Below are 15,462 nucleotides of genomic sequence, written 5' to 3' on the forward strand. Positions count from 1 at the left end.
GTTCCTTGTCATTGTCCGGCTCCGGTCTTCGCGAGCCGGATGAGTTCCGAGGGGCTGAGCGCGTCGATCTCATCGGCGCCGGCGGTGGGGCGAGGCTCTGGGACGGGTGCCGCGGCGCCAGAGGGGCCGGCCGGTCCCGTCGGCCCGGACGGGTCCGTCCGCTCGGCGAGCAGCATCGCGGCGAGACGGTCCACGGTGGGGTGGTCGAAGATGACGGTCGCGGGCAGGTCGAGCCCGGTCGTCTCGCGCAGCCTCGTACGCATCTTGACCGCGGCCAGCGAGTCGAAGCCGAGGTCCTTGAAGGCCACGTCGTGGCCGATGCGGTCGGTGCCGTCATGTCCCAGGACCTCGGCGGCGACGGAACGGACCAGTTCCACAAGGATCTTGTTCCGCTCACGCGGAGTCAGGGCGGCGTTCAGCCGCTCGGTCAATTCGCCGGACTTGTCGGCGACCGGGGCGGACGCCTGCAGCTCGCGGATCTCGGGGATGTCGGAGATCAGCCGGCTGGCCCGGTAGGCGGTGTATCCCGCGGCGAAGCGCTTCCAGTCGACGTCGGCCACCGTGACACAGGTGTCCCCCAGCGACAGTGCGCGTTCCAGGGCCTCGATGGCCGACTCGGGCCGCATCGGCGACAGTCCGCGCTTGGCGTAGTAGTCCACGACCTCGGGGGACTCGCCCATCCCGCCGCCTCCCCACAGTCCCCAGGCGATGGAGGTGGTGGGTTGGCCTTGGGTGTGGGTGTGTTGGGCGAGGGCGTCGAGGTGGGCGTTGGCGGCGGCGTAGAGGGATTGTCCGCTGCTGCCCCAGGTGGCGGCGGCGGAGGAGAAGTGGACGACGGTGTGGAGGGGGGTGTGGGTGGTGTGGTGGTGGAGGAGTTGGGCGCCGGTGGTTTTGGCGTTGAGGATGTGGGTGGCTTGGGTGGGGGTGAGGTCGGTGAGTGGGGTGGTCTGGGGGGTTCCGGCGGTGTGGAAGATGGCTTGGAGGGGTGGGTGGTGGGTGTTGATGTGGTTGATGAGGTTTTCGATTTGGTGGGGGTCGGTGAGGTCGCAGGGGGTGATGGTGGTGTGGGTGCCGAGTTGGGTGAGGTGGTGTTGGAGTTGGGTGGCGCCGGGGGCGTTGGGTCCTTGGCGGCTGGTGAGGATGAGGTGTTTGGCGCCTTTGTGGGCGAGCCAGGTGGCGAGGTGGGTGCCGAGGGCGCCGGTGCCGCCGGTGATGAGGATGGTGCCGGGGGGTGGGGTCCAGGGGGTGGGTGTGGTGGTGGGGGTGGTGGGGGTGAGTCGGCGGGCGTAGGTGGTGTGGGTGCGGATGGCGATTTGGTCTTCGCCCGGTTGTTGGGGGGTGGTGGTGTGGTGGGTTGCGAGGTGGGTGGTGAGGTGGTGGAGGTGGTGGGGTGTGGGGTGTTGGGGGAGGTCGATGAGGCCGCCCCAGTGTTGGGGGTGTTCGAGGGCGGCGGTTTGGCCGAGTCCCCATAGGCGTGCGGTGTAGGGGTTGGGGGTGTCGGTGGGGTGGATGGTGGTGGCTTGGCGGGTGGTGATCCACAGGCGGGTGGTGAGGGGGGTGGTGGTGAGGGCTTGGATGGTGGTGAGGGTGAGGGTGGTGGCGGGGTCGAGTGGGGGTTGGTGGGGGTCGGGTGTGACGGGGGTGGGGGTGAGGAGGATGCCGGTGAGGCCGTCGGGGTGGGCGTTGGCGATGTGGGTGAGGTGGGTGGCGAGGGTGTGTTTGTCGGTGGTGGCGGGGTCGAGGGTGAGGGTGTGGGTGTCGGCGCCTGCGGTGCGCAGGGCGGCGGTGATGTCGGGGATCAGCGAGTCGCCGTCCTGACCGATCACCAGCCAACGACCCGTCAGCCTCCCGTCGCCCGCGGGAGTTTCCAGGGCCGTCCAGGTCACCCGGTAACGCCAGGCGTCCGTGGGCCGGGACGACGACGCCGCGGTCCGCCGGGCGACAGCGGTGGGCAGCCAGAACCGGTCACGATGGAAGGCGTACGACGGAAGCGGCACCCTGCGCGCACCGGTGCCCTCGTACAGGGCATTCCAGTCGACCCGGACTCCGTGCGCGAAAGCGGCACCCACCGCGTTGCGCATGCGGTCGAGGCCGCCCGCGCCCCGCTGGAGCGTGTGCAGGGCGGTGGCCGGTACCCCCTCGTCCGCTGCGATCTCGTCGATCGCGGCGTTGAGCAGCGGATGCGGACCGACCTCGATGAACGTGTGATGGCCCGCGCGCAGCAGGGCCCGGACCGTGGCGTCGAACTCCACGGGTTCGCGCGTGTTGCGGTACCAGTACGCCCCGTCCAGCTGGTCGCCGCTGCGAGGGCCGGCGGTCACGGTGGAGAAGAACGGTATCCGCGCGGGAGCCGGCCGTACGCCGGAGAGCAGGTCCAGGAGCTCAGCGCGGAACTCCTCCACCTGCGGCGAGTGGCCGGCGAAGTCGACGCCCGGCAGCGGCCAGCGCAGCACCCCCTCGGCGGAGAGCCGCGCGCCGAACTCCTCCAGCGCGAGCGCGTCACCGGAGACGGTGACCGAGGCGGGGCCATTGACCGCCGCCACGGAGATCCGCTGCCGCCATGGTTCGAGCAGCTCACGGATCCGCTGGGCCGGAGCCATCACCGCGAGCATCCCGCCGTTCCCGGCCAGCCGCCCCCACAGCCTGCTGCGTCCGGCGATCACCAGGGCGGCGTCGTCCAGCGACAGGGCACCGGCCACGCAGGCCGCGGCCACCTCGCCCTGGGAGTGGCCCACGACCGCGGCCGGCCGCACCCCGTGGGCCTCCCAGAGGGCGGCCAGCGAGACCATCGTGGTGAACAGCACCGGTTGCACCACGTCGGCCCGGTCGATGGGAGGGGTGCCCGGGGCGCCCGCCAGCACGTCGAGGACCGACCAGTCGAGGTGGGGCGCCAGCGCCCGCGCGCATGCCTCGGCCCTGGCGCGGAAGACGGGGGAGTCCGCGAGGAGCCGCGCTCCCAGTCCGGCCCACTGGGCGCCCTGTCCGGGAAAGACGAAGGCAGGCGCGCGGTCGCTGCCGGCCTCGCCGAGCACGACGTCCGGCTCCGGCCGCTCCTCCGCCACCGAGCGCAGCCGCGAGATCAGCGACTCACGGTCGCCGGCCGGGACCGAGGCCCGGTGGGAGAGCGCCGCGCGGGTGGTGGCGGCGGAGTACGCGGCGTCGGCCGCTGTGATCTCCGGATGGGCGGCGAGATGACCGGCGAGCCGCCGGGCCTGCTCGCGCAGGGGTGCCGCCCCGGCGGCCGACAAGGGCAGGACGGTCGCCGGGGAAGCGGCCGGGGGCGGCGGGGGCGCTTCGGCGGGGGCGGGCGGTTCTTCGAGCACGACGTGGGCGTTGGTACCGCTGACGCCGAACGAGGAGACGCCGGCGCGGCGCGGCCGGTCGGGGTCGGCGGGCCAGGGCCGGGCGCCGGTCAGGAGCTGAAGCGGGCCGGCCGCCCAGTCGATCTTGGTGCTGGGATGGTCGACGTGGAGGGTGCGCGGCAGGGTGCCGTGCCGAAGTGCCTGCACCATCTTGATGATTCCGGCGACACCGGCGGCGGCCTGGGTGTGGCCGATGTTGGACTTCAACGACCCGAGCCAGAGCGGTGTCCGGCGTTCGGGGTGTCCGTACGTGGCGAGCAGGGCGCCGGCTTCGATGGGGTCGCCGAGGGGCGTGCCGGTGCCGTGGGCCTCTACGGCGTCGATGTCGTCGGCGGTGAGGCCGGCGTCGGCCAGGGCCTCACGGATGACCTTCTGCTGGGCGGGACCGCTCGGGGCGGTCAGGCCGTTGCTGGCGCCGTCCTGGTTGACGGCGGTGCCCCGCACGACGGCCAGAACGGGGTGGCCGAGCCGCTCGGCGTCCGACAACCGCTCCACCAGCAGCATCCCGGCACCCTCGGCGGGCCCGAAACCGTCGGCGGCCTCGGCGAAGGCCTTGCAGCGGCCGTCCGGCGCCAGCGCCCGCTGCCGCGAGAACTGCACGAGGAGGGCGGGGTCGGCGATGACCGTCGCACCGCCGGCGAGGGCGAGGTCGCACTCGCGGCGGCGCAGCGACTGCACCGCCAGATGCAGCGCCACCAGCGACGACGAACACGCCGTGTCCACCGTCAGGGCGGGACCCTCGAGACCCAGGGTGTACGAGACCCGGCCCGCCGTGAAACTGACGATCCCGGCCAGGAGCTGGGCCTCCAGCCCGGCGTCGGCCGCGTCCAGCCCCTTCTGGTAGCCGCTCTCCCAGGCACCGGCGAACACCCCGGTGCGGCTGCCCCGTAGCGACTTCGGGTCGATGCCGGCCCGTTCCAGCGATTCCCACACCGTCTCCAGCAGGAGCCGCTGCTGGGGGTCCATGGCCAGTGCCTCGTTCGGGGAGATCCCGAACAGGCCGGGGTCGAACCGGTCGACTCCCCGGACGAATCCCCCCTCGCGGCAGTACGTCGTCCCCGGCCGGTCCGGGTCGGGCGAGTACATCGCCGTCACGTCCCAACCGCGGTCGGACGGTGCCGGGGAGACGGCGTCGGTCTCCGAGCGCAGCAGCTCCCACAGGTCCTCGGGCCCGCGCACCCCGCCGGGCAGCCGGCACGCCATGCCGACGATCGCGATCGGTTCCCTCGCCCGCTCGTCGACGGCCCGCAGTTGCTCGGTGGCCCGGTGCAGCTCGGCCGTCACGCGCCTGAGGTAGGAGCGCAGCTTCGCCGCGTCCGGCTCGTTCGGCTCCTTCGAAGCTTCGTTCTCCACAGCGGTCTTCCCTTCGGGGCTGTGCGGTCCAGGTCCGGCCGGGCTGCCGGCCGGGTGGGGTCAGGACGTGCCGAACCGTTCGTCGATGTACGCGAAGATCTCGTCGTCGGCCGCGGCGTCCAGGACGTCGTCGATGCGGTCGCCGGTGCCTTGGGCGGTGTCGCCGGTGTTCAGGGTGGTGCTGTGGAGAGCGCGCCAGCGGCCGGCCAGGGCGTCCAGGTGCGAGGCGATCTCGCCCGGCGTCCGGGGAGCGGGAACCGCGGCGGCCGTGCCGTCGGGGGCGAGGGCGGCCAGCGCCTCCTCGATCCGGTCGAGTCCGGCCAGGACGGGGCCGGTACCGGCGGGCCGCCGCGGCGTGAGCAGCTCGTCCAGACGGCCGGCCAGCGCGGTCGGCGTCGGATGGTCGAAGACCAGGGTCGCGGGCAGCCGCAGCCCCGTCGCCGCGGCCAGCCGGTTGCGCAGTTCCACCGCGGTCAGGGAGTCGAAGCCCGCCTCGCGGAAGGCCCGGTCCGAGGCGACCGAGGCGGCGGAACCGTGGCCCAGCACCGCGGCGACGAGCTCACGCACCAGCTCCAGCAGTGTGTCGAGGCGTTCCTCGTCCGACAGGGCGGACAGACGCTCCGCGAAGCCTTCACCGCTCATTTCACCGTCGCCGCCGGCGGCGTCCGTCCGGCCCTGCCCGGCCGCCGTGCCGTCCGAAGCACGTGTGACGAGCCGTGACAGCAGGGGCGGGACCGTTCCGGTGGCACGCAGCGCGGCCAGATCCAGCCGCATGGGGTACTGGACCGCCTCGTCCACCCCGAGCATCGCGTCGAACAACGCGGTGGCCAGGGACGCCGGCATGGGCGGGAAGCCGCTCCGCGCGAACCGCCGGCCCAGGCTCTCCTGGTCCAGCGTGTGCATCCGGCTGCTGTCGCTCCACAGCCCCCAGGCCACCGAGACCGCCGGCAGACCGAGTGAGCGCCGCCGGGCCGCGAGGGCGTCGAGCACGGCGTTGGCCGCCGCGTAGTTGCCCTGGGCGGGACTGCCCAGCAGCGCGGCGCTGGACGAGAACAGGACGAACGCCGACAGGTCCAGGTCCCGGGTGAGCCGGTCCAGGTGCACGGCGGCGTCCACCTTGGGCCGCAGCACCCGTTCCAGCCGTTCGGGGGTGAGGGAGGGCAGCATGCCGTCGTCGAGGACGCCCGCGCTGTGCACCACCGCTGTCAGGGGCTGCTGCTCGGGCACCTCGGCGAGCAGCCGCCGCACCGCGTCGGGGTCGGCGACGTCGCAGGCGACGACCGTGGCCGACGCGCCCGCTTCGGCCAGTTCCGCGACGAGTCCGGCGGCGCCGTCGCCGTCCGGGCCGCCGCGCGAGGCCAGCAGCAGGTGGCGCACGCCGTGCCGGGTGACCAGATGCCGGGCGATCCGGCTGCCGATCGTCCCCGTGCCGCCCGTGATGAGCACCGTGCCGAACGGGCCGAACGCGGGCGGCGTCGTCAGCACCAGCTTGCCGACGTGCCGGGCCTGGCTGATCGTGCGCAGGGCGTCGGCCGCGCGGCGCACGTCGTACGTGGCGACCGGCAGCGGCCGCAGTGCGCCCCGCTCGAACAGCTCCATCAACTCGTTGAGCATCCGGCCGAGTTCGCCGGGGTCCACCTCGTCCAGGCCGAACGCCCGGTACTCGACGCCGGGATGGTCCGCGGCGACCCGGAGCGGATCGCGTACGTCGGTCCGGCCCAGGTCCAGGAACCGTCCGCCGGGGCCGAGCAGGGTCAGGGACGCGTCGGTGTACTCGTACGCCAGTGAGTTGAGGACGACGTCGACGCCGACCGGCCGGCTCTCGCGGGAGAACGCCGTCGCGAAGTCGAGGGTGCGGGAGGAGGCCATGTGCTCGTCCGCGACGCCCAGGCCGCGCAATGCGTCCCACTTGGCGGGGCTCGCGGTCGCCAGCACCTCCGCGCCCAGGTGGCGGGCGATCTGCACGGCGGCCATACCGACGCCTCCGGCGGCGGCGTGCACCAGCACCGTCTCCCCGCGCCGCAGGCCGGCCAGGGCGACCAGTCCGTAGTAGGCGCTCAGGAACACCGCCGGGACCGACGCGGCGCGGACGAAGGACCAGCCGTCCGGGACCGGCGCGAGCAGCCGCTCGTCGGCGATGCACACGGGACCGAAGCCGCCGTTCCACAGGCCCAGCACCCGGTCGCCGGGGCGGAACCGGGTGACACCGGGACCGGCCTCGGTGACGACGCCCGCTCCCTCGGTGCCCAGCTCCGCCTCGCCCGGATACATGCCCAGGGCGAGGAGGGCGTCCCTGAAGTTGACACCGGCGGCACGCACGGCGACCCGCACCTGCCCCGGCTCCAGCGGGGCGTCCGCATCGGGAGCGGGCAGCAGGGCCAGCCCGTCCAGGGTGCCGTCCGCACTCCGGCTGAGCCGCCACGCACCGCCCCCGGCAGGCGGGATGAGCGCGCTGCCGGCGGGGGACGGTGTGTGACCGTTCGGGCGGGTGGGCGTGCCGCCGACGGACGTGCCGCCGGCGCGGTCCAGCCTGGGCAGGTACGCCGTGCCGGCCCGCACCGCCGTCTGCGGTTCGCCCGAGGCGAGGGCCGAGGCGAGGACGGCGGGCAGGGCTCGTACCGACACCGGGTCGTCGTCCACGTCGACGAGCAGGAACCGGCCCGGTTCCTCGGCCTGCGCGGAACGCAGCAGGCCCCACGCGGCGGCCGCCGCCGGGTCGGTCACCTCGCCGTCGTCCCGCACCGCGACCGCGCCCCGGGTCGCCACGACGAGCCGCGGCCCCTCGGCTCCGGCCGTCGCCGCGAGCCACCGCTGCACCAGCTCGAGCACCCGGCGGACGACGCCCCGGGCCTCCAGGTCGAGGCCCCCGTCCCCGCCCGCCACACCGAACACGACCGCGTCCGGTGCCACCTGCCCGCCCCACGGTCGCGGTGCGCCCTCGGCACCCGGGAGGGGCAGGTCCAGGTCGGGCAGGTGGGCGTCGGCTGCCTCCGCCAGCGACAGGGCGTCGGGCCCCGCGACCACCCAGCGCGGCGGCGCGGCGGCGCCGGTCGCCGCGGCGCCGGGCGTGGGAACGGCGTCCCAGGTGAGTGCGAACAGGGAGTCGGGAACCTGGCTGAGGCCGGCGTGCGCCAGGTGACCCGGGTCGACCGGGCGCATGACGATCGAGTCGATCTCGGCGACCGGTCGACCCTCGGCGTCGGCGCACTGGACCCGGACCGCGTCCTCGGCCACCGGCGAGATGCGGACCCACAGCCGGTCGGCACCCAGGCGGTGCAGCCGTATGCCACGCAGCGCGAACGGCATCCGCACCCGCCCGTCCTCGGGGAAGAACGTCCCGAGACTCATCGTCTGCAGGGCCGCGTCCAGCAGCGCGGGATGCAGTCCGAACCGCGTCGCGTCACCCTGGGCCGACCTGGGCAGCGCCACCTCCGCGTGGATGTCGGCACCGTGCCGGTACGCCGCCACCAGCCCGCGGAACACGGGCCCGTACCCGTAGCCGCGCTCGGCGAACCGGTCGTAGAAGTCGCTGACGTCCAGCGGCTCGGCACCCGGCGGAACACCAGCAGCGCCGGCACCCGCGTCCTCACCCGCGCCCTCGTCCGGTGAGAGGAGGCCCTCGGCGTGCAGGCTCCAGTCGGCGGCGTCCTCCGGGCGGGCGTGGACGGTGAAGCGGCGGTCCCCGCCCGGCCCCCGGCCCGCCACGCTCAGCCGCAGCCGGACCCCGCCGTCGGCGGGCACCGTCAGCGGCGACGACAGCGTGAGCTCCTCGATCCGCCCGGCGCCGCTCCGGCGCCCCGCCCACAGCGCGAGGTCGGCGAAGGCCGCACCCGGCAACAGCACCGCTCCCAGCAGGGTGTGGTCGGCCATCCAGGGGAACCCGGCGACGCCGATCCGCGCGGTGTACACATGGCCGCCGGAGTCGGGCAGATCCACGCCGCCGCCGAGCAGCGGATGATCGGCACCGTCCAGGCCCAGGGAGGCCGGGTCGCCGCCCCGGACACCGGGGTGATACCAGTAGCGCTCCCGCTGGAACGGATAGGTGGGCAGCTCCACGGGCCGTGCGCCCGGACCGAAGACCGCGTCCGGGTCGACCTCCACGCCGTGCGCGAAGGCGCGGCAGACGGCCAGGGCCAGCGCGCGAGGACCGCCCTGGCGGCGGCGCAGGGTCCCGAGCACCGCCGCCTCGGTGCCGGCGTCGGTGACCGTCTGCTCCAGCGCCACGGCCAGCATGGGATGCGGGCTCGTCTCCAGGAAGACGTCGTGCCCGTCGGCGATCAGCGCCCGGGTGGCCCGCTCGAACTCGACGGGCTCACGCATGTTGCGGTACCAGTACGTGGCGTCCAGCTCAGTGCCGTCCAGCAGCCCGCCGGTCACCGTCGAGTAGAACGGGATGCCGGCCGGCCGGGGGGCGACCGGGGCCAGCACCTCCAGAAGGTGAGACCGTAACGCGTCCACCTGCGGCGAGTGACCCGCCGTGTCGACGCCGGGGATCGGCCGGGCGTGCACGCCCTCACCGGTCAGCCGCGCGACCAGCTCGGCCAGCGCCTCCGGGTCGCCGGCGACGGCACAGGAACCGGGGCTGTTGACGGCGGCGACGGCGAGACGGTCCCCCCACGTCACCAGCCGTGGCCGCAGCTCCTCCGCCGGCATCGGCACCGCCACCATGCCGCCCTTGCCCGCCAGTCCGAGCCACGCCCGGCTGCGCAGGGCGACGATCCGGGCCGAGTCGTCCAGCGACAGCGCCCCGGCGACATGGGCGGCGGCGATCTCACCCTGCGAGTGCCCGACGACCGCCGCCGGTTCCACCCCCAGCGCACGCCAGACCGCCGCGAGCGAGACCATCATCGTGAACAGCACCGGCTGCACGACGTCGACCCGGTCGAGCGAGGGCGCGTCCGGTTCCCCGCGCAGCACGCTCAGCACCGACCAGCCGAGGTACGGCCGCAGCGCGGCGTCGCAGGAGCCGGCCGCACTCCGGAACGCGCCGGAACGCTCCAGCAGCCCCTCGGCCATCCCGGCCCACTGCGACCCCTGACCGGGGAACACGAACACGACACGCTCGGCCGTTCCCGCGGTGCCGGTCGCCGCCAGCGGATGCGGGCCGCCTTCGGCGACGGCGTCCAGGGCCTCGGCCAGCTCCGTCATGCTCTCGCCGACCACCGCCGCCCGCCGTGGGAAGCGGGCGCGGGTGCTGAGCAGGGCGTGCCCGACATCGGCGGGACGCCCGTCGGGACGCGCGAGGAGCTGAGCGCACAGCCGTCGCGCCTGCTCGCGCAGTGCGGCCTCGCTGTGCGCGGACAGCATCAGCGGCACGGTCACCCCCTCCCACCGGTCCCGGTCCTGGTCCCGCGACAGCGGCGCGTCCGCCGGGGGCGGCTCGGGCGACTCGGGTACGGCCGTCCGGGGCGGTTCCTCGATGACGACGTGGGCGTTGGTGCCGCTGATGCCGAAGGCGGAGACGCCGGCGCGGCGGGTCCGGTCGGGGCCGGCGGGCCAGGGCCGGGCGTCGGTCAGGAGCCGCACCCGGCCGGTCTCCCAGTCGACCTTGCTGGTGGGGCGGTCGACGTGGAGCGTGCGCGGCAGGGTGCCGTGCCGCAGCGCCTGCACCATCTTGATGACTCCGGCGACACCGGCGGCGGCCTGGGTGTGGCCGATGTTGGACTTCAGCGACCCGAGCCACAGCGGACCGCGGTCCTCGGCCTGTCCGTAGGTGGCCAGCAGGGCGCCGGCTTCTATGGGGTCGCCGAGGTGGGTGCCGGTGCCGTGGGCTTCGACGGCGTCGATGTCGGCCGCGGTGAGGCCGGCGTCGGCGAGGGCGTCGCGGATGACGTTCTGCTGGGCGGGTCCGCTGGGGGCGGTGAGGCCGTTGCTGGCGCCGTCCTGGTTGACGGCGGTGCCGCGTACGACGGCCAGAACGCGGTGGCCGAGCCGCTGGGCGTCCGACAACCGCTCCACCAGCAGCGCCACGGCACCCTCGGCCAGACCGACGCCGTCGGCGGCCTCGGCGAACGCCTTGCAGCGGCCGTCCGGCGAGATCGCACGCTGCCGCGCGAAGTCCACCAGCATCTCCGGAGTGGACATCACCGTGGCGCCGCTGACCAGCGCCAGATCGCACTCCCCCCGGCGCAGCGACTGCACCGACAGGTGCAGCGCGGTGAGGGATGCGGAGCAGGCCGTGTCGACGGTGACCGCGGGCCCCTCCAGCCCGAAGACGTACGACAGCCGGCCGGACATCACGCTGGCGGAGTTGCCCGTGGAGATGTAGCCGTCGAAACTCTCGCCGTCCGCGCCGCCGTTCTGCAGCAACGGCACATAGTGCTGGCCGTTCGTGCCCACGAAGACCCCCGTGCGGCTGCCGCGCAGTCGCGTGGGGTCGAGCCCGGCCCGTTCGAAGGACTCCCAGGCTGTCTCCAGGCTCAGCCGCTGCTGCGGGTCCATCGCCAGCGCCTCGCGCGGACTGATCCCGAAGAAGCCGGGGTCGAACTCGGCCGCGTCGTGCAGGAACCCGCCCGCGCGGGCGTAGGTGCGGCGCGACGCGGCGGGGTCGGGGTCGTAGAGAGCGTCGTTGTCCCAGCCCCGGTCGGTGGGGAAGGCGGTGATGGCGTCGGCTCCGTCGGAGAGCAGGTCCCACAGGTCCTCCGGGGACACCACCCCGCCCGGTAGCCGGCACGCCATGCCGATGATCGCGATCGGCTCGCCCGGGTCCGCCTTCCGCACCACCGGGGCCTTCGCGGCGGCGGCCGTGCCGGCCTCGTCGCCGAAGAGCCGCTCTTCGAGGTGGCGGGCGAGTGCGGCGGGGGTGGGATGGTCGAAGACCAGGGAGGCGGGCAGCGTCAGCCCGGTCGCCTCCGCGAGCCGGCCGCGCAGCTCGACCGCCGTCAGCGACTCGAAGCCCAGCTCACGGAACGCCCGCTTGCTGTCCACCGCGTCGCCGGACGCCTTCCCCAGCACGGCGGCGGCATGGGTGCGGACCAGTCGCAGCAGCGCGGCTCGCCGCTGGTCGCCGGTCCGGGCGGACAGCTCCCGCACCAGCTCGGCGGTGGCCGGGTCCTCGGCGTCCGCCGCGCGCCGTGCGGCGTGCAGCTCCCGCACCTCGGGCACGTCGTCGAACAGGGCTGCCGGCCGTACGGACGTGTACGAGGCGACGAAGCGGTCCCACACGACGTCGGCGACGACGCCGCACGCGCTGCCTCCCGCCAGCAGCCGCCGCAGCGAGCGCACCGCCGCATCGGGATCGAGCGGGACCAGCCCGCGCCGGCTCAGGAACTCCTCGTCGGCGCCTTCCGCATGGGCGCCGCCCGCCCAGGGGCTCCACGCGACCGACACCGCGGGCAGACCGGCGGCCCGCGCACGTTCGGCCAGGGCGTCCAGGTGCGCGGTGGCCGCCGCGTAACCGCCCTGGGACGCGCCGCCCCACACACCCGAGACGGAGGAGAACAGCACCAGCGCCTGCAGGTCGGCCTCGGCCGCCAGACCGACCAGATGACCGGCGACGGACGTCTTCGCGACCACCGCCTCGGCGATGTCACCGGGCGACGTCTCGACGAGCGGCGCCAACGGCACCAGCGGCGGCGCGTGGACGACGATGGCGGGACGGTACTCCGCGAGCAGACCGGCCAGAACGGACCGGTCGGTGACATCACATGGGATCCGGACCACAGCCGAGTCGGGGGCCGGCTCGTCTGCCCCGGCGTCGGTCGCCGTCCCGGCGAGCACCACGCGTTCCGCTCCGTCGGCCAGCAGGGACCGCAGCAGCGGGGCGGGCACCGTCGTGCTGTCCCCGACGACGAGGACCGTGCCCCGGGTCCGCCACGCGGGCGGCGTCGCTTCCGCCGGGGTCCGCACGACACGGCGGCCGAAGACCCCCGACGCCCTGATGGCGACCTGGTCCTCGGCCACGGTCCCGGCGAGCACCGCGGCGAGCCGGTCGAAGGTCCGCGCGTCGGGCCGCTCGGGCAGATCGACCAGACCGCCCCACAGTTCGGGCAGCTCCAGCGCCGCGGCCCGCCCCAGGCCCCACAACTGGGCCCCCTCGGCGGACGGCACCTCGTCCGGCCCGGCGGCGACGGCACCCCGGGTGAGCGTCCACAGCGGAACGGCGATGCCGAGATCGGCCAGCGCCTGGACGAGGGCGAGGGTCCCGGTGACCCCCGCCGGCACACCGGGATGCTCCGGGTGGCCGTCCGTGCACAGGCCCAGCAGCGACACGGCACCGGTCAGCGGCTCCTCCCCGGCGACCACGGGCGCGAGCAGCGCGCGGAGCCCGTCGCGGCCGGTCGACAGCGGGTCGGCCGTGACCCGGCGGACCGTCCCTCCGAAGGAGGCGATCGCCTGCTCCACGGAATCGGCGACCCCGGCCTCCAGCTTCCCGGCCGGCACGATCAGCAGCCGTGTCCCCGGCCGCCAGGCGTCGGCACCCGGCAGCAGCCCCTGCCAGGCGACGTGGTACGCGAGCCGGTCACCGTACGCCGACGCGGCATCCTCCTGCCCGGAGCCGCTCCTGGCGCCCGCCGCCGGACCGGTCGCAGCCGCGGAACCCGCCCCGGCCGCCGGTCCCGGTTCCGCCGGGGCCACCCAGTACCGCTCGCGCTGGAAGGCGTAGGTGGGCAGGTCCACCCACCCCGCACGCGGACAGAGCGCGGCCCAGTCCACCGGAACCCCTGCGACCTGGGCCTGCGCGGCGGATGTGAGGAACCGCCGCAGGCCGCCGTCGTCGCGCCGCAGCGAGCCGACGGCCACCGCGCCCGCCCCCGCGTCCTCCAGTGTCTGCCGTACGGGGACGGTGAGAACCGGGTGCGGGGAGCACTCCACGAAGGCGTCCACCCCGTCGGCCAGCATCGCCCGCAGCGCGGCCTCGAACCGCACCCGGTGGCGCAGGTTGCGGTACCAGTACCCGGCGTCGAGCGCGGTCCCGTCCAGCGGCTCCGCCTCGACGGTCGAGTAGAAGGGCACGCGGCCCGCGCGCGGCCGGATTCCCGCGAGTACGGCCGCCAAGTCCTCCCGGATCCCCTCGACATGGCGGGAGTGCGACGCGTAGTCCACGTCGATGCGACGGACCCGGACGCCCTCGCCCTCCAGCACGCCCAGCAGCGAGTCCACCGCGCCGGGCGCGCCGCAGACGACGGTCGTCCCCGGTCCGTTGACGGCCGCGATCTCGACGTCCCGGACACCACCCCCGCCGGCCTCCGCGCCGGCCAGCCGCGACTCGACATCGACCGCGGCCAGGGCAACCGATGCCATACTGCCCCGCCCCGCGAGTTCACGGGCGATGAGCTGAGAGCGCAGCGCCACCACCTTGGCGGCGTCCTCCAGGGAGAGCACCCCTGCGACGTGCGCGGCGGCGATCTCGCCCTGGGAGTGACCGACCACGGCAGCCGGCTCGACACCGAGCCACCGCCACATCGCCGCGAGACCGACCACGACGGCGAAGGTCACCGGCTGTACGACGTCCACCCGGTCGAGGCCCGGCGCCCCCGGCGTCCCGCGGAGCACATCGGTGAGCGACCAGTCCACGAACGGCTCGAGCGCGGCCTCGCACCGCGCCAGCTCCGCCGCGAACACCGGTGACGAATCGAGGAGTTCGGCGCCCATGCCGGCCCACTGCGCGCCCTGGCCGGGAAAGACGAAGGCGACCCGGCGGACTTCGGCCGCGCTGCCCGTGACGACGTCCGGCGAGACCTCGCCCGAGGCCAGCGCGGCAAGGGCGTCCAGCGGGGCGGCGCCGTCACCGAGCAGCACCGCCCGATGCGGAAGCGCGGCCCGCCCGACGGCCAGACCGTGACCGATGCCGGCGGAGTCGGCGAGGGAGAGGGCGTCGTCGGTGCGGTGGAGCCGGGCGCGCAGGCGGGCGGCCTGGGCGCGCAGGGCGGTGGGGGTGTGGGCGGAGAGCGGCCAGGCGATGACGGGTGGGGTGTGGGTGTGTTCCGGTGCTTCGGCAGGCGTGGGTGGTTCTTCGATGACGGCGTGGGCGTTGGTGCCGCTGACGCCGAAGGCGGAGACGGCGGCGCGGCGGGGCCGGTCGGGATCGGCGGGCCAGGGCCGGGCGTCTGCGAGGAGTCGCAGGGAACCGGTCTCCCAGTCGATCTTGGTGCTGGGGTGGTCGGCGTGGAGGGTGCGGGGCAGGGTGTTGTGCCGTAGTGCCTGGATCATTTTGATGATTCCGGCGATGCCGGCGGCGGCCTGGGTGTGGCCGATGTTGGACTTCAACGACCCGAGCCAGACGGGGGTTTGGCGTTTGGGGTGTCCGTAGGTGGCGAGCAGGGCGCCGGCTTCGATGGGGTCGCCGAGGGGGGTGCCGGTGCCGTGGGCCTCTACGGCGTCGATGTCGTCGGGGGTGAGGCGGGCGTCGGTGAGGGCCTCACGGATGACGTTCTGTTGGGCGGGTCCGCTGGGGGCGGTGAGGCCGTTGCTGGCGCCGTCCTGGTTGACGGCGGTGCCCCGTACGACGGCCAGGACGCGGTGGCCGAGCCGTTCGGCGTCGGAGAGTCGCTCCACCAGGAGCATGCCGACGCCTTCGGCCCACGCGGTGCCGTCGGCGGTGTCGGCGAAGGGTTTGCAGCGTCCGTCGGGTGCCAGTCCGCGCTGGCGGGAGAACTCGACGAAGACGGTGGGGGTGGCCATGACGGTGGTTCCGCCGGCGAGGGCGAGGTCGCATTCCCCGCGCCGCAGCGACTGCACGGCCAGGTGGAGGGCCACCAGTGAGGAGGAGCACGCGGTGTCGATGGTGAGCGCGGGCCCCTGCAGG

The 15,462-nt window shown here is 74.7% G+C and carries 1 protein-coding gene and 1 pseudogene; both read right to left on the reverse strand.

Features of this window, described 5'->3' with window-relative positions:
* Nucleotides 1–8: 8 nt before the first annotated feature.
* A pseudogene (locus IE212_RS30260) lies at nucleotides 9–4,652 on the reverse strand (type I polyketide synthase); the annotation flags it as partial.
* A gap of 123 nt (nucleotides 4,653–4,775) precedes the next feature.
* Nucleotides 4,776–15,462: SDR family NAD(P)-dependent oxidoreductase (locus IE212_RS30265; RefSeq protein WP_373301452.1), on the reverse strand; the 10,687-nt coding region annotated here is incomplete at its 5' end.

The sequence above is a fragment of the Streptomyces djakartensis genome (assembly GCF_014651075.1).
GTDB classification, from domain to species: Bacteria; Actinomycetota; Actinomycetes; order Streptomycetales; family Streptomycetaceae; genus Streptomyces; species Streptomyces djakartensis.